The 21,210-nt window shown below is 40.6% G+C and carries 18 protein-coding genes; 3 read left to right on the top strand and 15 right to left on the bottom strand.

Annotated features, from left to right (window positions below):
• The first annotated feature begins 1 nt into the window (after nt 1).
• Together B5D47_RS02450 and ilvB are read left to right on the top strand one after the other, a co-directional pair.
• Nucleotides 2–1,948 (top strand): hypothetical protein, encoded by a 1,947-nt coding sequence (locus tag B5D47_RS02450; RefSeq protein ID WP_078930240.1) that lies wholly within the window; start codon nt 2–4, stop codon nt 1,946–1,948.
• A gap of 318 nt (nt 1,949–2,266) precedes the next feature.
• Complete coding sequence (gene ilvB, locus B5D47_RS02445) at nt 2,267–4,033, top strand: biosynthetic-type acetolactate synthase large subunit (protein ID WP_078930239.1); 1,767 nt, start codon at nt 2,267–2,269, stop codon at nt 4,031–4,033.
• 257 nt (nt 4,034–4,290) lie between these two features.
• On the opposite strand, the gene hslU is transcribed toward ilvB, so the two are convergent.
• From hslU to mraZ, 15 genes are all read right to left on the bottom strand, one after another.
• A complete protein-coding gene (gene hslU / locus B5D47_RS02440) occupies nt 4,291–5,700 on the bottom strand; it encodes an ATP-dependent protease ATPase subunit HslU (protein ID WP_078930238.1) in 1,410 nt (469 codons plus the stop codon).
• Between the two features lie 54 nt (nt 5,701–5,754).
• Nucleotides 5,755–6,297: an ATP-dependent protease subunit HslV gene (gene hslV / locus B5D47_RS02435; protein ID WP_078930237.1), complete on the bottom strand. Its 543-nt coding sequence runs from the start codon at nt 6,295–6,297 to the stop codon at nt 5,755–5,757.
• A 79-nt stretch (nt 6,298–6,376) separates the two neighbouring features.
• Complete coding sequence (locus tag B5D47_RS02430) at nt 6,377–7,294, bottom strand: tyrosine-type recombinase/integrase (RefSeq protein WP_078930236.1); 918 nt, start codon at nt 7,292–7,294, stop codon at nt 6,377–6,379.
• A gap of 11 nt (nt 7,295–7,305) precedes the next feature.
• Nucleotides 7,306–9,441: a type I DNA topoisomerase gene (topA, locus tag B5D47_RS02425; protein ID WP_078930235.1), complete on the bottom strand. Its 2,136-nt coding sequence runs from the start codon at nt 9,439–9,441 to the stop codon at nt 7,306–7,308.
• 14 nt (nt 9,442–9,455) lie between these two features.
• A complete protein-coding gene (dprA, locus tag B5D47_RS02420; protein ID WP_159443471.1) occupies nt 9,456–10,484 on the bottom strand; it encodes a DNA-processing protein DprA in 1,029 nt (342 codons plus the stop codon).
• Nucleotides 10,474–11,238, bottom strand: coding sequence for a tetratricopeptide repeat protein (locus B5D47_RS02415; RefSeq protein ID WP_143592585.1), 765 nt, complete (start codon nt 11,236–11,238; stop codon nt 10,474–10,476). The genes dprA and B5D47_RS02415 overlap by 11 nt, the downstream gene beginning before the upstream one ends.
• 4 nt (nt 11,239–11,242) lie before the next feature.
• Nucleotides 11,243–12,148, bottom strand: a complete 906-nt coding sequence (locus B5D47_RS02410; RefSeq protein ID WP_078930233.1) for a tyrosine recombinase — start codon at nt 12,146–12,148, stop codon at nt 11,243–11,245.
• A 3-nt stretch (nt 12,149–12,151) separates the two neighbouring features.
• Nucleotides 12,152–13,528, bottom strand: coding sequence for a cell division protein FtsZ (ftsZ, locus tag B5D47_RS02405; RefSeq protein WP_078930443.1), 1,377 nt, complete (start codon nt 13,526–13,528; stop codon nt 12,152–12,154).
• A gap of 128 nt (nt 13,529–13,656) precedes the next feature.
• Nucleotides 13,657–14,907 (bottom strand): cell division protein FtsA, encoded by a 1,251-nt coding sequence (gene ftsA / locus B5D47_RS02400; protein WP_159443470.1) that lies wholly within the window; start codon nt 14,905–14,907, stop codon nt 13,657–13,659.
• Between the two features lie 24 nt (nt 14,908–14,931).
• Nucleotides 14,932–15,753: a cell division protein FtsQ/DivIB gene (locus B5D47_RS02395; protein ID WP_078930231.1), complete on the bottom strand. Its 822-nt coding sequence runs from the start codon at nt 15,751–15,753 to the stop codon at nt 14,932–14,934.
• Complete coding sequence (locus B5D47_RS02390; protein WP_078930230.1) at nt 15,750–16,916, bottom strand: FtsW/RodA/SpoVE family cell cycle protein; 1,167 nt, start codon at nt 16,914–16,916, stop codon at nt 15,750–15,752. Before B5D47_RS02390 ends, B5D47_RS02395 begins: the two co-directional genes overlap by 4 nt.
• A complete protein-coding gene (locus B5D47_RS02385) occupies nt 16,909–18,378 on the bottom strand; it encodes a UDP-N-acetylmuramoyl-tripeptide--D-alanyl-D-alanine ligase (protein ID WP_078930229.1) in 1,470 nt (489 codons plus the stop codon). The genes B5D47_RS02390 and B5D47_RS02385 overlap by 8 nt, the downstream gene beginning before the upstream one ends.
• Nucleotides 18,379–18,396: 18 nt before the next feature.
• Nucleotides 18,397–18,690 carry a cell division protein FtsL gene (ftsL, locus tag B5D47_RS02380; protein ID WP_078930228.1) on the bottom strand — a complete coding sequence of 98 codons (294 nt, stop codon included), beginning with the start codon at nt 18,688–18,690 and terminating at the stop codon, nt 18,397–18,399.
• Entirely contained in the window at nt 18,690–19,682 is a 993-nt protein-coding gene (gene rsmH, locus B5D47_RS02375; protein ID WP_078930442.1) for a 16S rRNA (cytosine(1402)-N(4))-methyltransferase RsmH, read from the bottom strand. The genes ftsL and rsmH overlap by 1 nt, the downstream gene beginning before the upstream one ends.
• A gap of 80 nt (nt 19,683–19,762) precedes the next feature.
• Nucleotides 19,763–20,209: a division/cell wall cluster transcriptional repressor MraZ gene (gene mraZ / locus B5D47_RS02370; protein ID WP_078930441.1), complete on the bottom strand. Its 447-nt coding sequence runs from the start codon at nt 20,207–20,209 to the stop codon at nt 19,763–19,765.
• A 164-nt stretch (nt 20,210–20,373) separates the two neighbouring features.
• Between mraZ and B5D47_RS02365 the strand changes: the two genes are divergently transcribed.
• Nucleotides 20,374–21,123, top strand: coding sequence for a DUF8091 domain-containing protein (locus B5D47_RS02365; protein WP_078930227.1), 750 nt, complete (start codon nt 20,374–20,376; stop codon nt 21,121–21,123).
• Nucleotides 21,124–21,210: the final 87 nt, after the last annotated feature.

Here is a 21,210-nt window from a genome sequence, read left to right as displayed (position 1 = left end):
TATGAAAAACAGAAAAAGCATTTTTGCATTCTTTGCAATCACTGCCGCAATGATTTTTGCCTCGTGCTCAAATCTCACCGATGCAAACGTAAGTTCAAGTTCAGAAGACAAAAACACTCTGAACATTGAAGTAACAAACTACGACGAAGTCGTAACTCAGGCTTCTAAAAGCGCAAACCGCGCAAGCCGTACAATTATCCCGGATTCTTTTGATTCTGACGGAGTAGACCTTTATATCTACGGTGTGGCTACAACCGGCGATAAGTTTACTGCTCCTGTGAAAGTGGAATTTGAGGGAAATACAGATGCTGCAGGAGTCAATACTTCAAAGACTGTCGGAAAAATCAAGATAGACGCTGAGGCTGAAGTCTGGGAATTTACCCTTGCCGCAGTAGCAAAGGGCGATGTGCCGGCAACACCTGATGAAATGAAAACAAAGGCGGTTCTCATAGGCTACGCTTCACTTGATATGACTTACGGCGACACCGCAAAATTCACGCTTTCTCCTGACGGCCTTACAAAAGAAGCACAAATCGCAATGAAGCTTTATAATGACGGCTGGACAACTCCAGACGGCTACAAAATAACGGCCGGCATTTACAAGCTTACCGACGGAGCTGACGCTACAACAAAAGGCGACGGAAGCGGAGACGCGACTGCCAAAGACTTTGCCTCTCTTGATACTTCAGAACCTGCGACTGCAAACTATACACTTCCTTCGATGACTCCAGGAACTTATCTTTTCAAGGTAATCTACACAAGCGATGCCACAAAGAAAAGCTTTGTCTGGAGCGACACTCTTATCGTTCTTCCGGGAAAGACCGTTGACAGCTCAATTGCAATTCCAAATGTAATCGGCGAAAAGCCTTCTGTTCCGACAGTTTTCAAGGCAAGCTATGAAGCGGGCAGTGAAGATGAAAGAATCGGTTATTATACAGTTGATTTTGAATGGAGCCGCGGCTCTAACAACGAGCTTTCTTACGAGCTTGAAGTTCTCCCTCTTGCGGCCGCTACAACTCTTCCATCAAGCGATGATGAATGGAATACTGCGGCTACTGGAACTAAAGCCCTTCCTTTTGATGCGAAATTCTCTTCATCCGATTTTTATAGCTCAGGTTCTCTTTTGACAGGAAACACTGCCGCCGCCGCTTATCTTGAGCTTGGCGTGCGCTATGCCGCAAGACTTCGCGCTGTAAATGATGCCGGAAAATCAGTCTGGGCGTACGTTACTGTAGACGGAACAAAGGGAACTGCGTTCACAAGCGCGGTAATCAGCCGCTACAGAATCACATATAATCTTAACGGCGGTGTTTATTATTCAGACGGAGACACTTCAAAAACCGGCTCAGCTGTAAATATCGTGGAATATTTCTGTGAAAAAACAACAGGCGGCAATGCGATATTGCAGCCGGATGGAAAGGGAGCCGACGGACTTCTGAATGCCACAGCTGACGCGAACTCTGCCGCCTGGGGCGAGTGGGTAACCGGCGACGGCACTAAGTTTACCGAAACTGCGTACACAGGTTCTGCAAACCTTGAGCTTTTCGCAAAATACTCAAGCGGCACACAGGATGTGGAATTCCTGAAGAAAGAAGATTACTTTATCAAAGGCACTTGGCTTACTGTTGACGAAAAAGCGTTTACAGACAGACAAAATGCCCTGAGCATTGACGCTTCTAAAAAAACTTCTTCCAAATGGAACTTCAAGCCAGTTGCTGACGGCAATAAAATCACAGCCGAGTTCAAATATGATTCTGTAACAATTGCCCTTACAAAAGGCGCTCAGACATATTGGTCTAAAACAGTATATGATGTTGGAACTGCCGGAACGGATTTTGTAATTCCGCTTTCAAAACTCAATATTGGAACTTATCTGGTTACTGTTAGCGCTAGCTATTCAACAAACATTTATGTTTCTTATCCAATAGCAGCAAATATTACAAGATAGGATTTTAGTTTATTCCGGCCCGGCTAGGTTTTTAGCCGGGCTTTTTTTTATAAATTGTCCTCAAAAGTTTATTTTTGACAGTTTTTTTCTTAAAAACATATTTTTCTTACAAATTATATTCTTGACAAAACGTTTTTGTGGTTACATAATTTAAAATATGTTTAATTCAAACCTTGTAAAAGTCAGCGTCCTTCTCGTGGTGGTTTCCATCTAGCCGGAAAGTCGTTGCTTTTATTTTTGTTTGATAAATTTAAAGCGTAAATTACAGGCTCTCCGGAACTAGTTTCCTGAGAGCCTTTTTATTTTTTGGAGAATAATATGAAGTTGACTGGTGCACAAATCGTTGTAAAAATGCTCGAAAAACAGGGCATTAAAACTGTTTCGGGAATCCCCGGGGGTTCAATTCTGCCTTTGTACGATGAACTCAATAAAAGTTCAATCCGTCATATTCTTGTGCGTCAGGAACAGGCGGCAGGCTTTATAGCACAAGGAATGGCACGCACATCCGGAAAAGCGGCAGTCTGTCTGGCAACAAGCGGTCCAGGAGCAATGAACCTTTTGACGGCAATTGCAGACGCAAGAAGCGACTCGATTCCTCTGGTTGCCATAACCGGTCAGGTAAACACATATCTTATCGGAACAGATGCGTTTCAGGAAGCCGACACTTTCGGTCTTTCGTTCCCAATCACAAAACATTCGATTGCAGTAAAAAAGCCGGAAGAACTTTTGACGGCAATTCCCCAGGCCTTTGCAATTGCCCAGGAAGGCCGTCCGGGTCCTGTTTTAATTGACATTCCACGAGACGTTCAGCTCGCACAGTGCGAAGTAGAAAATTTTCCAGATTACGAAGATTTTTGCGTCAAAGAAGAAAATGTGCGCTTCCACACAAAAAAAGAAGAAATTCAAAATATCGTAGAAAAAATGGCATTAGAGCTTGCACAAGCAAAAAAACCGGTTTTGTACATTGGCGGTGGCTGCAATTCTCCGGCAGCAGCAAAAGCATTGAGGGAATTCAAAAAAAATTACCGCTTGCCCGTTGTAACTTCGCTCATGGCCTTGGGAGCAATTCCAAAAACAGATTCGGACAATGCCGGAATGGTCGGCATGCACGGCTCTTACCCGGCAAATGTTGCAATGTACGAAAGCGATCTGGTTTTTGCGGCAGGAGTGCGCTTTGACGACCGCGCAACAGGAATCGTAAAAAAATTCTGTCCTTCTGCAAAAATTCTTCATATCGACATTGATGCTGCGGAAATAAACAAAATTCTCCCGACAACACTCAGCCTTGTCTGCAAAGCAGAAACTGCAGTTCCTCTCATTACAGATTCGCTCAAAAATATTTTAAAAAATCAGGACAGCAAAGAATTTGCACAGGAACGCGGGCTTTGGGCAGAAAAAATTGCAAACCTTTCAAAAGAAAATTTTTCCCTCAACTGCGGTTCCCCGGACAAAAATCAAAAAAGAGAGGGATTTGAAGATTCTGCAAACCCGAGAAAATTCATTTCAGAGCTTCCATCTCTTGCACAAAAAGCCGGACTCAACGAAAAAGACATACTCGTTACGACAGACGTTGGACAGCACCAAATGTTTGCCGCCCAATACTATCCTGTAAACGAGCCGCGGACATTTTTAACCTCAGGAAGCCTCGGAACAATGGGTTTTGGACTTCCGGCGGCAATCGGAGCGTCGCTTCAAAATCCGCAAAAAAGAGTTATCTGCATAAGCGGCGACGGTTCAATCTTGATGAACGTTCAGGAACTTGCAACTCTGGCAGAAAACAATCTTGCCGTTACGGTAATAATTTTTGTAAATCACACGCTCGGCATGGTTTACCAGCAGCAAAAGTTTCTTTTTGACAAAAATTATTCAGCAAGCACCTTTTCAGCACAACCAGATTTTCTTCAAATTGCAAAGGGATTTGGAATCGAAGGAACAAATGCCAACACGGACAGCGAATGGTTCAAAAAAGCCTTTGACCAAAACAGAAAAAACAAACCGTACATTGTCACTGTAAAAGTTGATCCGGAAGAAAATGTACTGCCTTTTGTTCCTGGCGGAAAAGCAAATATTGATTCGATAAGATAAAATTCGGGTGGCTTTTTGCCAGCGCAAAAATCAGGCTATTCGGGGTTCCGCGCTAACCGCGCTACATTGGCGGTTGCAAGCAACCGCCAACGGCTCCGCCGCCCCTACTATCCCTGCCACGAAGTGCAGGCCGTGCGCGTAAGCAGCACAGTATAATCAACGAGTTTTGCGCCAGCAAAAGTCGCAGCGTGCTTGCACGCAATATCCCTGCCACACAAGTGGCAGGCCGTGCGCATGTAAGCACACAATTAAATTTTCTACAGAATATAGCGCGACAAATCAACATCCGTAACAACGCCACGGAGTTTTTCATCAACAAATTTTGCATCGATTGTAAGTGTTTCGCCAGAATGTTCGTCTGCGGAAAAACTTGCATCTTCCAGAACTTTTTCCATAATCGTATGCAAACGGCGTGCACCGATATTTTCGCTCCGGCTGTTTACATCTTCTGCAAGGAAACTCATTCTGTCGATTGCATCATCGCTAAATTCAATTTTTAAGCCTTCAGTTTCCAAAAGCGCCGTATACTGCTTTGTAAGGGCATTTTTTGGTTCAAGCAAAATACGCTTAAATTCATTTTTCGTAAGGCTTTCAAGTTCAACGCGGAGAGGAAAACGTCCCTGCAATTCAGGAATCAAATCGCTCGGTGCGCTCATGCTAAAGGCTCCTGCGGCAATAAACAAAATATGAGTTGTATCTACAACGCCCCATTTTGTATTCACTTTTGAGCCTTCAACAATCGGAAGAATGTCTCTCTGAACGCCTTCGCGGCTTACCTGTCCAGAAGAATTCTGATTTTTTGTCGCGATTTTGTCGATTTCATCAATAAACACAATTCCGCTCTGTTCCACACGCTGCTTTGCAATATCAGCAACTTTGTCAGGATCAATCATTGAATCCAATGTTTCTGCCTGTAAAATCTTGCGCGCTTCGCGGACAGTAACCATTTTCTTCTTCAAATTCCGGCCTGTCAAAATATTCTGCAAATCCTGCATTCCACTCTGCAAATCATCAAGGCTTCCACCGGCAATAATTTCCATGCTCGGTCCGCGTGGCTGTCTTCTTATTGTAACTTCAACCTCGCGGTCTTCGAGTTTGCCTTCACGAAGCATCTGGCGGAATTTTTCGCGGGTCGAATCCTGAGAAGATTCTGTTTTTTCGCTAGAAACCTGCTCTGGCAAAATAAACGCATTTTCCGGCATCTGCATAGATTCGGAATTCTTCGACTGTTTCTGTTTTTTTTCTGTTCCAGGCAGCAAAAGATCAAGAATTTTTTCTTCAACTTTCGGAAGACTTGATTCTTTCATCTGTTCTTCCATTTCTGCCTTTACGTTGTTAAAACCTACTGCCATAAGATCACGAATCATTGATTCAACATCGCGTCCAACGTAGCCAACTTCTGTGTATTTTGTCGCTTCAACCTTTATAAAAGGCGCATTTACGAGTTTTGCAAGCCGGCGCGCAATTTCTGTTTTTCCAGAACCTGTAGGTCCAATCATAAGAATATTTTTTGGCGCAACTTCGTCCCGGATATCTTCAGAAAGATGAATACGGCGCAAACGGTTACGCAAAGCAACAGCAACCGCCCTTTTTGCTTTTTCCTGGCCAATTATGTACTGGTCGAGTTTTTCTACTATCTGTTTAGGTGTAAGTCCTTCAATAGCCATAGTTTTTCCTTTTTTATTTTGCAATAACGTTAAAATGTAAGTTTGAAGTTTTTTCTATTCAAGAACTTCTGCAGTCACGTTGTGGTTTGTATAAATACAAATATTTCCTGCAATACTCAATGATTTTTCAGCAATTTCTTTTGCACTGTAATTGCTGCATTCCAAATAGGCAAGAGCCGCAGAATAAGCGTAATTTCCGCCAGAACCGATTGCAAGAACATCATTTTCCGGTTCAATTACGTTTCCATCGCCGCTTATCAAAAGAATTTTTGACTTATCCGCAACAATCAGCATTGCTTCGAGTTTCTGCAAAGAGCGTTCTGTACGCCACATTTTTGCAAGTTCAACAGCTGAACGGGTCAAATCACCGTTAAATTCTTTTATTTTTTCTTCAAATTTATCAAGCAAAGTAAAAGCGTCTGCCACACTTCCGGCAAAACCTGTCAAAATTTTTCCATTGTAAATTTTTCGAACTTTACGCGCATTGCCTTTGCAAACCGTGTCTCCAAGAGTTACCTGTCCGTCTCCGGCCATTGCAACTTTACCGTCTTTTTTTACAGCAATAACTGTCGTACTTCTAATTTTAGCCTTTTCCATATTTTAAATATATTCAAAAAAAAATAATCGGGCAAGAAAAAAACAAAAAGAAAATGCTTCTGCCGATGGTTCAATTCTTTTATTGTTTGTTTCCGCCGTGAGGATGCGCCTTATTGTACATTGCAATCATTTTATCTGTAGAAACGTGCGTATATCGTTGAGTTGTACTTATCGAAGAATGGCCAAGCATTTCCTGAACAAGCCGGACGTCCGCCCCCTGAGTTATAAGGGCAGTGGCAAAAGTGTGTCTGAACGCGTGAGGATTTACATGACGGTTGGTTCCTTCCGCTCCAGAATATTTCGAAAGAATAAAGCCGACGCCTCCACGTCCCAAAGGTTTTCCATTTTGGTTTACAAACAGAAAATCTTTCGGGTTTTTAATCTTTAAATCCGTAAACCGCGAATTTCTTTCTGCAAGATAAGTTTTTATTGCGTTTTGGGCATCTTTCTCAAAATAAACAATCCGGTCTTTATTCCCCTTTCCTTTTACAACCGCACTCGAAAAACCGTACGAAAAATCTGAAATTTTCAGGCCGACAACTTCAGAAAGACGGCAACCGCTTGAATACATCACCTCAAAAAGGGCTTTGTCGCGGCTTTTCCATAAAAGAGGATTTTTATCTGGTTCGGAGCAAATTTTATCAACTTCTGCGCCTGTCAAAAAATTCGGCAAGTTTTTTGAAGTTTTTACGGTTTTTATTTCAAGCGCAGGATTCGTTTTTAAATATCCGAATTTCCAGCAATAAGCAAAAAGGCTTCTAAACGACGAAATAAACCTGTTTATCGAAGTGTTTTTTCTATGCATTAAAGACATATTTCCAACACAGAGCCTCAAGTCTTCTGTTGTCACAGTTTCTATCTGCCGTTCAAGACCAATATTTTGCATTAAACAAAGCTGTCCAAGGTCGTTTTTATATGCCGTTACAGTATTTTGCGACATTCCCTTTACAGAACCAAGATAAAGCAAAAATTCTTCACAAGCCTCTTTTATTGTCAAAAAAACTTACCTCAATCTTCAGAAGGAACAGGAGCCGGCATTTCTTCTTCTCCGGCGGAGTGCAGATAATCACAATCTGGATTTATGCACGATTTGTAAGTTCCGTTCTTTTTGTCAAATTTTTCAACCATAAACCATCCGCACTTAGGGCAAGTTGCGTCGATAGGTTTAAAATGACTGATAAATGAGCATTTTGGATAATTTGTACATCCGTAGAAAGATTTTCCCCTTCCCTTTGATTTTCGTTCAACGATGTCGCCGTTGCAGCCTTTTATCGGACATTTTGCAAGCGGAATAGACTTTGTATTGTGACATTCCGGGAATCCTGAACATGCAAGGAAAAAGCCAAATCTACCGAGTTTTTTTACCATCGGCTTGCCGCATTTTTCGCAGATCAAATCGGTCTTTTCGTCCAAAAAACCCTTTATACTTTCTGTATTATGTTCAACTTCTTCAACACGTTTTTTAAAAGGACCATAAAAGTCGCGAATCATATCGTTCCATACGACCTTGTCCTGTTCAACTGCATCGAGCTCGTTTTCAACTTCCGCCGTAAATTTTTCGTTTATAACGTCAGGAAACGATTCTACAAGAATTTTTGAAATCATTTTTCCAAGAACCGTCGGCATAAGCTGTCTGTTATTTCTTGTTACATAATAACGATCAAGCAAAACCGAAATAATCGGCGCATAAGTTGAAGGACGTCCAATTCCCTTCTCTTCGAGCATTTTTACGATTGAAGCGTCGGTATAGCGTGCAGGTCCAGAAGTAAAGTGCTGTTCAGGATAGAACTTGTGAGCGCTATCCAGAATCTCGCCCTCTTTTAAAGCCGGAATATTTCCTGTAACTTCTTCTTTTGAAGAAAGAACTTTCATTACGCTGTAAAAACCTTTTTCAATAAGTTTTGAAGCGCTTACGCGGAAAAGAGCGTCTCCAGCCTCAATATCAACGCTTGTCGTCCGGGTTTTTGCATTGTTCATCTGGCTTGAAAAAAATCTTTCCCAAATAATTGAATAAAGCCTCAACTGGTCGCGGGTAAGATATTCTTTTACGCTGTCAGGAGTGTAATCAATATAAGTCGGGCGAATACATTCATGCGCATCCTGAGCACTTTTTCCAACTGCATAATGAATCGGCTCGGCAGGAAGCTGGTCAGGGAAATTTTTGCCAATCCATTTGCGGACATCATCGAGGGCGCTCTGAGCAATTCTGACAGAATCTGTACGCATATAAGTAATAAGACCGACACGGCTGCTTCCAATCTGAATTCCCTCGTAAAGCTGCTGTGCAACCTGCATTGTCTTTCTTGAAGTAAAACCAAGTCTGTTTGCAGCATCCTGCTGAAGTTTACTTGTCGTATAAGGCGCTTTTGGGCGGACTGTTTTGTCAGTGCTTTTTATTTCCTTTACTTTACATTCGGAATTTTTTATTTCTTCGATGATTTTATTGACTTCAGCTTCGTTTTTTAATTCAGGTTTTGCTCCCTTATATTTTACGAGCTGAGCCGTAAACTGGGTTTTACCTTTTATAAAATCCGCTTCCAAAGTCCAATATTCTTCAGGAATAAAATCTTCCACTTCTTTTTCGCGTTCGCAAATAAGGCGCAATGCAACCGACTGAACGCGACCTGCAGAAAGACCGTTTTTTACTTTTTCCCACAAAAGCGGACTCAAATTGTAGCCTACAAGGCGGTCAAGAACACGGCGGGCTTTTTGCGCGTTTACAAGGCTTTCGTAAATACCGCGGGGATTTTTTACCGCTTCGCGAATCGCATTTGGAGTAATTTCGTTAAAAACAACGCGCTTTATATCCGCAGATGTTTTTTCTTTGATTGCATTGTTCAAATGCCAGGCAATCGCCTCTCCTTCGCGGTCAGGATCGGATGCCAGGAAAACGTGGCTGCTGTTTTTTGCATCTTTTTGCAATTCCTTTAAAAGTTTTGCACGTCCACGAACTGTTATATATTCAGGTTCAAAATTATTATCAATTTGGATTGCCATCCGGCTTTTCGGGAGATCGATAAGATGCCCCATGCTCGCTTTTACCGTATAGCCTGGCCCAAGATATTTTTCAATTGTTTTTGCTTTTGCAGGAGACTCTACAATTACCAGAGTTTTTTCTGCACTCTCTTTTTTCTTAGCTGCCATTTTTTACTCCAAATTCAATCAATGAACAGATTTAACTGTCCGTTGTCTTTTTTTAAGTTTATTCCGCAGAAATCTTCGTTTTTTAATGCACAATATTCTGCGTAGTTTTTTACAACAGGCGCCCCTTCAGAAACGTATCTTTCCGGAGAATTCAGGCTTTTTGCATAAGCCTTTTTTTGTCCGTTTTTTTCTCTTAAAGCCATTGCCGAAAGTTTTTGAGCGTTTATTGCGTCCAAAGCCTTTGCTTCCTGATTAAAACACGCTTCGTGAAAAAACACGTATCTATTGTAATCAAGCGCAAGTCCTGCCGTAATCATAGCTCCGCTTCCAGCAGGCGCCTGAACTACCACAGTAGCCGGGCTCAAAGCGGCAATAATTCTGTTGCGTTGCACAAAACGGAAAGGTTGGGCAGGAGTTCCGGGCGTATATTCGCTCAAAATCAATCCGCCGTTTTCGACAATTTGAACTGCAGTTTTTGAGTGTCCGGCAGGAACAATTGAATCAATTCCACCGGGTAAAACAGCCGCTGTTTTTGCAGATTTTCCAGCCAATGCTCCGCGATGACTTGCAATGTCAATTCCATAGGCAAGACCAGAAATTACAGTTTCGCCATTATCTGACGCCTCTCTTGCAAAATCAAAAGCAGCATTTTTTCCAGTAAAAGTCGCTCTTCGAGTTCCTACCATCGAAACACAATTCGCCTTCAAACAATCCAAATTTCCACGATAAAAAATAACATAAGGAGAATCTTTCATTTCGGTCAGCAATGCCGGATAATCCGAATCTCCGAAAAAACTCCATCTTATGCCAAATTTCTGCATAAGGAAATTTGCGGTTTGCGCTTTTTTTAGAACTTTTTTTCCATCCCAGGCAGTTTTTATTAAACTCCTGTTTATAATAGAAGAAAGTTCTTTATTTGACATTAACGCAATGTCATTAAAACTGTCAAGTTTTTTTTGCAAAAGAGTCTTTTCTTTGAGCGTTAAAAAAGAGGCCTCGGAAATAATCAGCCTCTTTATGATTTCGTTTTCGCTAATTTGCATAGTAAGCATCAAGTGCAATTTTTTTATTTGCTTCTGCGCTCTTTTTTTTCTGCTCAGACTTTGTTACAGAAATTATCTTATCATAAAGAGAAACAGCATTATCGTACTGGCCTTCCACATAATATGCCCTGGCAAGAACAAACATAATGTCTGTGTTTTTTGTTTCAACGCTGAGAGCAGTTTCAAGATAAGGAATCGCTTTTTCGCACTGATCAAGTTCAAAAACATAGAGAACGCCAAGACCGTAAAGTGAACGGACATAACGCGGCTCAAGTTCAATCGCCCTTAAATAGGCGCTTTCCGCAAGTTTTAAATAATTGAATTTTTCAGCAGAAGTTCCGCCGCTCGCATTAAAATCCAGAGAAGCTTTTGCCATATAACCGGCGCAAACCCCGACATAATAAAAAAGATTTTGGTTTGCAGGATAATACTGAATTGCAGTTTGAAAAGTTTTTAAGGCTTCTCCATACATTTTTGCATCAAGATAACGGGTTGCAAGCATTTTGTACCAGATTCCTATTTGAGAATTTGCAAGCTGAATATCGGTTACGCGGTCTTGATATTTTTTTATGGCGTCTTTTAATTCAGCCTCGGTCGTAGGAGAACCAACATTTTCTTCCATTTTTTGAAGACGAATTATTGTCTTGCTTGATTTTCCGGAACAGCCGCAAAGAAGAAAGGCGGCTAAAAAAAAGGCGGAAATTGAATTCCTTAAATTTTTTTGTGAAGATTTTTTTAAGACGATTTTTATCATTTTCTTAATTCTCCTGATCTTCCGTTCTATGTCCCGGAAAAAACTTTTTATGAGCTTCTCTCAATTGAGAATTTTCAATATGCGTGTAAATTGTAGTCGTTGCAAGATCCGAGTGACCGAGCAATTCCTGCACAGAACGCAAATCCATTCCGCCGGCGAGCAAATGGGTTGCAAAACTGTGGCGCAAAGTATGAACTTTTGCATTTATCCCGCTTTTTGCTTCATAAATTTGAAAATTCTTCCAAATTCCTTTTCTGCTCAAAGGCTTACCTTGATAATTTACAAAAACTTCATCAATTACTCTAGTACCGACCAGCTGTGGCCGAACTTCATTCAAATATGCTTCAAGGCGAATTTTTGCAGTTTCTCCAAACGGCACCATCCGCTCTTTATCACCTTTTCCCTGAACAATCAAAACTCTCTCTTTTAGATGAAGATTCTGTATTTTTAGTCCGGCTGCTTCGCTAATCCGAAGTCCGCAACTGTAAATAAGCTCAAACAAGGCTCTGTCGCGGATTCCAAGCGGTTTAGAAAGGTCGATTGCATTCAAAAAAGCATCAACCTGCTCAACGCTCAAAACTTTTGGCAGAGAGCGGCTCGGTTTTGGTCTATCCAAAGGAAGCGCAAAATTCTCTTTCCAATAGTTTTTTCTTTTTAAAAAAGAACCAAAGAGCCGTAGCGCCGAAATATCTTTCGCAATTGTAAGTTCGTCCGTTCCTTCAGTTTTTCTCCAGACAAGATAATAAACCAAATTTTTTGTGGTTACAGAAGAAAGCTTTATTTTTTCTTTTGCCAGCCACCTGAAAAAAAGAATAACACATTCCGCGTAAGTTTTTGCTGTATTTTCGCTAAGCCGTTCAACAGTCCTTACATCAGTATAAAACTGTTGAACAAGCATTTTTACCGTCATTTTTTATTTTTTTGAAAGATCAATGAGTTTTGAATATTTTTTTCTCAAATATGTAGGCTGATTTATATCGTTTATATCAAAATTCGGCGGAGGAACAAGACCAGACTGCATGCGGCTGGAAACATTTTCCCTTCTTTCTGCAAGAGTATTTGCCGGTTTTGCGCCGCCTGCAATTTTTGAAGCGGTGCTCTGTTCAACAACAGGAATTTCTTTTTTCTTTTCGGAAAATGTCGAAACATCTTCAAAAGAACCGCCGTTCAAAACGTTTATAAAATCGCCAAGACCGATTGTGTTTTTGTCGTTTTTTTGTTTTGCCGACGTCTGCACATCATCTTCGGCTACAGATTCTTCCTGGCTTTCTTCAAAAACTTCTGGAGAATTAAAACCTGTTGCAACGACAGTTACGCTGATTTTATCGCCAAGTTCCGGTTCTGTGTAAAGTCCCCACAAAACCTTTACATCTTTAGACGCGCTAGCCGTAATTCCTTTTACGATTTCATCACATTCATCAATACCAACGCTTTCGTCGCCACTGATTTTTACAAGAACATTTTTTGCTCCGTCAATGTGAGTATCAGAAAGAAGCTTGTTGTTAATAGCCATAGAAGCAGCATCGACAGCACGATTTTCGCCTTCTGCAACGCCAATTCCCAAAATAGCATCTCCCTGACCTTTCATTACGGTATTTACATCGTTAAAGTCGCGGTTTACAACGCCAGTTTTTGTAATTATATCAGAAATTCCCTGTACACCTTGACGCAAAATATCATCAATAATCTTAAATCCCTGCAAAACTGAAGGCTTTTTTTCAGGACCTTCAAAAACGCGCTGGTTTGGAATCACAATCAAAGAATCAACTTCTGTCCGGAGTTTTTTTATACCTTCTTCCGCAAGCTCGCGTCGTGCCTCACCTTCAAAATCAAAAGGAGTCGTGACTACAGCGACAGTAAGAATTCCAAGTTCTTTTGCGAGTTTTGCAACGACAGGGGCAGATCCAGTTCCTGTTCCACCGCCCATTCCTGCCGTAATAAAAACCATATTTGTTCCCTGCAGGAGTTTTTTTAGATTTTCAGCTTCTTCTTTTGCGGCCTCTTCACCAATTTCTGGATGCATTCCCGCTCCAAGACCTCCGGTAATTTTTTTACCGATTTGAATTTTATAGTCGGCCTTAGAAACGGCAAGATGCTGCAAGTCTGTATTGAGCGCAATAAATTCAACACCCTGAATTCCGGCATCAATCATATTATTTACGGCATTTCCGCCACAGCCACCGCAACCGATAACCTTAATTTTTGTAGGATTTACAGGTTCGATTGTTTTTACTGAAAAATCAGGTTCTTTTTTTTCAGATTTTTCCTCGTTTACGGCTAAAATATTCATTTTGTCCTCCCGCCCATATTTTTTTAGCAAATCCCCATCTGCTTTTTTATAAACTCCAGTTTTTAAATGTTCTGTCAGGACAAACATCGAGTTTCATCAAAACATTCTAAAACTTGACTTTTGACCTTCTAAAAGAACTTTTTGAAAAATTTCTGGATAAGTCCCATTTCATCCGAATGTTTTTCGTTCTGTCCTTTTTTACTTTTTTTGTTCGGACTGTCTGGTCCGCAAAATTCTTCAAAATAACCGTTTACAAGTCCAACAGCAGTTGCAAAATCCGGTCTTCTGTATTCTTCCCGAATTCCGCCAAAATCTCCAGGAACTCCGATTCTAACGGCAGTTGTACCAAAAACGCTTTCGGCAAGCTGGACAACTCCAGGCATAAGCGCTCCGCCACCCGTCAAAATAATATTTCCAGACAACTGTAAATTTGCCCGGTCGATTATTTCATCCCGAATCATTGTAAAAATTTCCTGCATTCGAGGCTCAATAATTTCGCAAATTTCTGAACGAGTACAAACTTCCGGCGGACGGCCACCTGCACCAGGAATAATAACCTCTCTTTCGCCTTCCATTGCATCGAGCCAGCAGCATCCGTCTTCGATTTTAATTTTTTCGGCATTTGCGGCAGAAACGCCTTTTACAACAGCAATATCGTTCGTAACAAGGTTGCCGCCGACAGGAATCGAAACTGTACAGACAGGAGCATCTTTGTTTATAACGATTGCGTCCGTAGTTCCGCCGCCCAAATCTATTATAATCGAACCCAAATCCCTTTCTTCAGGGTCCATTACGGCGTGCATAGAAGCCAGGGTTTTCAGCATGATATTATCAAGCGAATAGCCTGCGCGTTCAATACATTGAGTTATATTTGCAATTGCAGTTTTTGAAGTGGTAATTATCAAAACTTCTGCTTCAAGCCTGACAGCAAGATTTCCAAGAGGCTCTTTGCAAGGCAGATTTCCGTCAATAATAAAATTTTGAGGAATTACGTGAAGCATTTTTCTGTCATAAGGAATATTTATTGAATTTGAAGCGTCAATAACGTTTTTAATGTCCTGTTTTGTAATCTCGCGTGCGCCTTTTCCGTGAGAAGCAATCGGCAAAAATCCAGTTGAATTCTGGCTTTCAACTTGCTGACCGCCAATCGCAGTCACACAAGAATAAACTTCGTATCCAGCCTTTTGCTCCGCTTCTTCAATACAACTTTTTATACATTCCATTGCACTTTCGCGGTTTACGATTATGCCGTTTCGCAGACCTGCAGATGCTTTTTGAGCCGTACCGATAATTTCAATTTTGTTGTCTTCCGTAATTTCTCCAATTACAGTGCGCACATTGCTTGTGCCCAAATCAAGACCAACTATAATATTGCCCAAAATATGCTCCCATAAAAATAACCGTTACTTTGAAGAACGGGAATGATAAGAAATTGAACCGTAGCGCAAATCGATTACATCAACATCGCGATCCAAACCAGTCACAACGTCAAGAGTTACCATCATCTTTTGCAGCGTATCTTCGTCCAAAATGCGATCTGCAAGAACCCGAAGATGGGCTTTTAACGGAATCAAAACAAGCTCAAAATTGCCGTATTCGCGAGGAACAACATGAATTTCGGAAACCGCCGCAAAATATTTTTTGTTTACAGACTGAATTTTTGCAATCTGATCAATAAGCAAATGATATTTTGAAGGAAGCCTCATTCCCTCGGGAATATTTTCCACAGGAACTCCAGAAATAATCGGAATTGAACCGTCAACAGGAAGTTCGGCAGATTTTACAGGAAATAGTACTCCGTTTTTGTCGATTTGAATAGGCACAGTTCTGTCATTTTTATTCACAAAAGTAACTGCAACCGGCTCTCTTTCCTTTATTTTTATAAAAATTCTGTCAGGAAACCGCCGTTCAATTTCAACATCTTCGATTCCCGGAATACTTGCAATTATCGACTGAACCTGAACCTTATTGAACCGGATAAAATTCCTGTCGAGTTTTTCGCCACAGGCATTTACAATTTCCTGACGCGTACAATTATTCAAGCCGTAAAAATTTATCTTTACATTGTTCAGACACGGAAAAACAAAAATATAAACGATTGCCTCCACAAAAAGCAAAACAAGAAGAATTGCAAACACAACCTTCAAAACCTTGCCTTTCGTGTCTTTTTTCTTATGATCCTGAACCTTAAAATCCTCAAAAGAGGTTATCATTATCTCGCTCATCTTATCCCTTCTCCGTAAAAAATTTCAAATTCATTTCCTTCTTCAATTCTCGACGCATTTAGGATAAAACCACACATTGCAAGTGTAAAAATAATTGAAGAACCGCCAGAACTAAAAAACGGCAACGGAATTCCTGTAGAAGGCAAAACTCCGCCGGCTACGCCAATATTCACAAGCGACTGCAAGACAATCATCATTCCAAAGCCAAACGAAGAAAGTGCGGCAAAATAATTTCCGCAGTGCAAACTTATTTTTATAACCCGGTAAGCAAAGGCCGAAAGAATTGCAATATAAACCGCAACTCCAAAAAGTCCCATAGCTTCCGCCCAGCCTGCAAAAATATAGTCGGACTGGATTTCCGGAACTCCGCCCAATTTTGTCAAACCGGTTCCAATTCCCTGGCCAAAAAGTCCGCCGTCAATAATTGCGCGTTTTGCGCCGTTTACCTGCCAGTTAAGCGTCTGCTCGTAACTGTCCGGCGCTAAAAAACCAACGATTCGGTTTACACGGTATGGTTCAAGAAGAATAAAAAGCGCAAAAAAAGGAATTGCAAGTCCCGCAAGAGGAATAAACATCTTTAATTTGACGCCAGAAACAAAAAAAAGCAAAAGTCCTGAGCCAATTATAAAAATTCCAGTACTAAAATCCTGCTGGGCAAAAACGATTCCACCAAAAACTACAAGACCAATAACAGCCGGAAAATCCGACCTTTCTTCCTCGAGGCAATTGCGCTGCTTGTCAAAAAGATTGGCCAAATACAAAACCATCGAAAATTTTATAGCTTCGGAAGGCTGAAAAGTCGAAAAATACGGAATTCTTATCCAGCGGCGGGCACCGTTTCTTTCAACTCCAATTCCCGGAATAAAAGTCAAAATGCACAGAAAAAGAGAACCCAAAACAATAAAAGGCAGTATTTTGCGGAGTTTTTTTATATCAATCACCGCAAAAAAAATCATAAAAAGAAGCCCGATAAACGAACTTACAAGCTGTCTTTGAGTAGAATGAAACGGATTTTGATGAAAACGCAGGCCGTAAGTCATCGAACAAAAATAAAGCGTTACAATTCCAATTCCCCACAACAAAATAACGAGAATTAAAAAATGAGAGTCGCTTTTTCTATAAGTTGAACTCGGTTTTTCGGCAAAAAAATTAAAATTATGCATTTTCAGTCCCACCACCGTTTAAAAGCGGAACAAGACGTTCCAATGCAATTCCGTGACTTGCCTTCAGAAGAATAAAATCGCCTTCAACTGCAAATTTTTTTATTATTTCAGCAATTTTCCGGATTGAATCTTCATCGCTGTGTTCAAAATATTCAAGGCGAAGATTTTCTGCCCTCTGTCCGCAATTTTTTGCACATTCAAACCCGCTGAGCATGTCTTTTCCCACAAAAACGATCATATCCGCTCCGCCTTCTACAGCTTCAAGACCGGCTTTTTTGTGAGCTTCGCACGACTCCTGCCCAAGTTCAAGCATAGACCCGAGAACAAAAATCTTTTTTCCACTAAATTTTATGCTGCCAGCAAATTCCAAAGCCTTTTCCATAGAATCTGGATTTGCATTGTAACAATCTTCAAGAATTTTATATTTTCCCTTTAAAATACGGCTTCTGCCATTTAAAGGCTTTACTTTTTCAATTCCATTTTTAATCTGCCGGCTGGAAAGTCCTAGAGCGCGGCCAAGTTCAACTGCGGCAAGAGCATTTAAATAATTGTAGCTTCCAGGAATCGCAAGATGAACAGTTTCGCCATCCAGCTTAAAACTCGTTCCGTCAATTCCATCATCGCTCAAAAATTCAATTCCGTTGTTTTTTACATTTTTTCCATAAAAAACAATTTTTCCTTTTACGCCTTTTGCCAAAAAGTCAGAAAAATCATCACTTTCCGGAATTACGGCGGTTCCATCTTCCTTTAAGAAATTAAAAATCTTCTTTTTTTCTTCCGCAATTTTCTGACGGCTTCCAAGTTTTCCAATGTGAGCCGTTCCAATATTCGTAATTGCGCAAAATTGAGGCTTAAAAGTTTCGGCAAGCTCACCGATTTCGCCCTCGCGGTTCATTCCCATTTCGAGAAGCGCAACCTGATTCTCGCTGCGAATTTCAAAACAGCTCAAAGGAAGACCAGTTTCGCTATTCAAGTTTCCTTTATTGCAGACAACATTGTATTTTTCGCTCAAAACAGATGCCGCAATTTCTTTAGTCGTAGTTTTTCCGCTGGAACCTGTTACAGACACGCGAATCAAGTCCGGAAATTTCTCAACATAGCGTCCGGCAGCTTTTTGAAGCGCATAAAGGGTATTTTCAACAAGAATGAATGCAGTTTTCGGGTTATTTTCTGCCAGTTTTTTGAATTCTTCAGAAGATTTTTCAAAAGCACATCGCGCAACAAAAACAACAGACGCGCCTTTTTCCAAAGCCTGAGGAATATATTTGTGTCCGTCCTGAAATTCTCCAATTAAAGGCACAAAAAGCGAACCAGGAACGACTCTGCGGCTGTCGGTCACAACAGATTTAAAAGAAAAAAGAGAAGAATCAAAATTTCCGACAACGCTTCCACAAACAGCTTCAAGAAGCTCATTCAGCGTCAAAAGAGATGTATTTGTATTTTCAGCAGCAAGATTCTTCATTTTAAGTTACCTTAAATTTTAATTTTCCCCTTTAATCTCAACACGGACAATATCTTCGGTATTGGCTTTTCGCATTCCAAGTTCTCCCTCAGCAATTTTTTCAATTCTTTCAGAACTCGAAAGCACGCTTATATCAGAAATCAATTTTCTATTCTGTTCAACAAGCTCGATCTGTTTTTTTTCCAAAGATTTTATCTCTGCGCGCAGTTTCTTATAGCGATAAGACTGAAACGCCTGAAAAACCAGCAAAACAGGAATCAAAAAAGTTGCAAGGCAGGCAAAAAAATATGATTTAAAAAATTTTCTTTTCATCACATAGCCTCTTCTTCGATTGCCATAAAATGCTGGGCGCTCGCATCATGGATTTTCCGCACGACACGAAGTTTTGCGCTTCTGCTCGGAGAATTCGTCTTTACTTCCTGGGCAGTCGGCTCAACAGGTTTTCTGGTCAGAATTTCAGCGCAGGCAGTACCACCGCAAGTGCAGACAGCCTGTTCCGGAGGACAAACGCACTGTTTTCCTAAATTTCTAAAATAATTTTTTACAATGCGGTCTTCCAGAGAATGAAAAGTAATCACGCCCATTTTTCCACCGTCTTTCAAAACATTGAACGCACTGTGCAAAGCCTTTGGCAGGCGGCGCAATTCACTGTTTACAGCAATTCGCAAAGCCTGAAAAGTTCTTGTCGCCGGATGAATCTGACCGTAACGATAGTTTGCAGGAACCGCATTCCAAATTATTTCCGCAAGAGCTTTTGAAGAAGTGATTTTTCCACCCATTCTCGCTTCAACAATCGCCTTTGCAATTCTTCGGCTCATTTTTTCATCGCTGTACAAATAAATCATATTTGCAAGCTCATCTTCTTTCCAGGAATTTACAATATCACTTGCGCTTTCCCCTTCAGAAGCATTAAGCCTCATATCCAGAGGTTCATCATGCCGAAAAGAAAATCCCCTCCCACTCTTTTCGTAATGATAAACACTTATGCCCAAATCAAAGAGAATTAAATCCGGTCTTTCGCCAGACATATCATAATTCTCATAAAAATCATTAAACCAGCCGTTAAAAAATTTCATTCGTTCGCCAAACAAAGAAAGCCTTTCTCTCGCTCTGGCCTGAATATTTTTATCAGCATCAAGTCCAATGATATGAAGTCCGGGAAATTTAGAAAGGAAAGCAAAAGAATGTCCACCTTCTCCCAAAGTTGAGTCAATCATCAAAGCATTTTTCTCAAAAAGTTCTCCAACAGGACTTAAATAATCCAAACATTCCTGCAAAAGAACCGGAGTATGAACAATTTCCAATTTAAAAACTCCCGCAAATTTCAAGAAAAAACTGCACAGACAAAAAATGTCCGGCACACAGCAGTTTTTTCAAAAAAAATTTACAAATTTATAGTACTGAGCGCTTCTGCAGCGTCTTTTAAATCCTGCTCATTTTCTTCAAGATAAGATTTATAAGATTCACTGTCCCAAAGTTCCATATACCTGTTAATTCCAAGAATTATGCAATCTTTAGACAGTCCTGCATACTCGCGCAAACTCTGCGGGATAGAAAGCCGTCCAGCTTTATCAAGTTCAACTTCTTGAGCTGGAGCAATAAGACTACGAAGAACAAGACGATTTTGCTTGCTGAAAGGAGAAGCCGTTTCCATAATTTTAGAAGAAAGCGCCTTCCATTCTTCCAGCGTATAAAGCCATAAACAGCGGTCAAACGACTGCGTAACGATGAGAATATTTTTTTCTGATTCACCGAACAACTCATTTCTAAGTTTTGCCGGAAAGAGAATTCTCCCTTTTTCGTCCAGCGTGTTCCGGTACTCACCGGTCAGAAGTTCCACTTTTTTACCACTTTACTCCACTTTTTCCCACTTAAAATACATTTTAACCAATAAAATCATAAAGTCAACCACTTTTTAAGCCGATAAAATGAATATTTTAATGTTTAGAAAAAAAAAATTAAGCGACAAAAAGCAACTAAAACAAAGCAATCAAAATGACCGTCATAAACACATACAACGAAAATTCCCTGCACCACACGCTAAAAAACATCTACGCCCTTGAGTTCAACGGAAAAACCGAACAAAAATCCGGACGCTTCGTCTGCGACATAATCACCCAGGACAACGAGATAATCGAAATTCAAACCTCAAACATCTCCGCCCTAAAACGAAAAATCGAATACTTTCTAAATAAAAACACAAAAATAAGAATCGTCCATCCGCTAATCGAGGAAAAAATCATAAAAACTTTTTCTCAAGACGACATTCTCCTTTCAAAAAGAAAGAGCCCGGCAAAACAAACCGTCTACACCGCGCTCCGCTCCCTTACAGGAATTTACAGTTTTTTAGAAAACAAAAATCTTTCTATAGAATTTTTAAACGTAAAAATTACAGAAATCCGCCGTCAAACAGAACAAAACGTCCAAAACAAGACAAAAAGCCGCCGGCACCTAAAAAATTACCTTGTGACCGACAAAATTCTCGAAACAATCAATTCAAAACAAATTTTCTGCACAAAAGAAGACTGGAAAAACCTGCTTCCGTTGTCACTTCCAGCATTTTTTACACCACCAGAACTACAAAAATCTCTTTTAGAAAAAAACTGGCCAAAAAATTTCTCTAAGACAAACATCAAATCATGCGTAAAATACTACACGCTCTTAATCTGGTTTTTGGAAAAAATGCAGCTAATAAAAAAAACAGACAAAAAGAAAGGAAAAAGCTGGATTTATAAAATCAATTAGGGCGTGCCGTTTTTTTTTGCAAAAAAACGTCGGGTCAAACGTGGCTACAGCGTCTTCGCGCTTTCGGTGCCCCGCACCCGCTTTGCG

This window comes from Treponema berlinense, assembly GCF_900167025.1.
Lineage (GTDB): Bacteria > Spirochaetota > Spirochaetia > Treponematales > Treponemataceae > Treponema_D > Treponema_D berlinense.
Note: the sequence above shows the minus strand (reverse complement) of the source record. Positions and strands in the feature narration are given on the sequence as shown.

Excerpts from the sequence above, each read along its gene's own strand:
- B5D47_RS02450 (WP_078930240.1), top strand. The coding sequence starts at position 2 with ATGAAAAACAGAAAAAGCATTTTTGCATTCTTTGCAATCACTGCCGCA.
- ilvB (WP_078930239.1), top strand. The coding sequence starts at position 2,267 with ATGAAGTTGACTGGTGCACAAATCGTTGTAAAAATGCTCGAAAAACAG.
- hslU (WP_078930238.1), bottom strand. The coding sequence starts at position 5,700 with ATGGCTATTGAAGGACTTACACCTAAACAGATAGTAGAAAAACTCGAC.
- hslV (WP_078930237.1), bottom strand. The coding sequence starts at position 6,297 with ATGGAAAAGGCTAAAATTAGAAGTACGACAGTTATTGCTGTAAAAAAA.
- topA (WP_078930235.1), bottom strand. The coding sequence starts at position 9,441 with ATGGCAGCTAAGAAAAAAGAGAGTGCAGAAAAAACTCTGGTAATTGTA.
- dprA (WP_159443471.1), bottom strand. The coding sequence starts at position 10,484 with ATGCAAATTAGCGAAAACGAAATCATAAAGAGGCTGATTATTTCCGAG.
- B5D47_RS02415 (WP_143592585.1), bottom strand. The coding sequence starts at position 11,238 with ATGATAAAAATCGTCTTAAAAAAATCTTCACAAAAAAATTTAAGGAAT.
- B5D47_RS02410 (WP_078930233.1), bottom strand. The coding sequence starts at position 12,148 with ATGACGGTAAAAATGCTTGTTCAACAGTTTTATACTGATGTAAGGACT.
- ftsZ (WP_078930443.1), bottom strand. The coding sequence starts at position 13,528 with ATGAATATTTTAGCCGTAAACGAGGAAAAATCTGAAAAAAAAGAACCT.
- B5D47_RS02395 (WP_078930231.1), bottom strand. The coding sequence starts at position 15,753 with ATGAGCGAGATAATGATAACCTCTTTTGAGGATTTTAAGGTTCAGGAT.
- B5D47_RS02390 (WP_078930230.1), bottom strand. The coding sequence starts at position 16,916 with ATGCATAATTTTAATTTTTTTGCCGAAAAACCGAGTTCAACTTATAGA.
- B5D47_RS02385 (WP_078930229.1), bottom strand. The coding sequence starts at position 18,378 with ATGAAGAATCTTGCTGCTGAAAATACAAATACATCTCTTTTGACGCTG.
- ftsL (WP_078930228.1), bottom strand. The coding sequence starts at position 18,690 with ATGAAAAGAAAATTTTTTAAATCATATTTTTTTGCCTGCCTTGCAACT.
- B5D47_RS02365 (WP_078930227.1), top strand. The coding sequence starts at position 20,374 with ATGACCGTCATAAACACATACAACGAAAATTCCCTGCACCACACGCTA.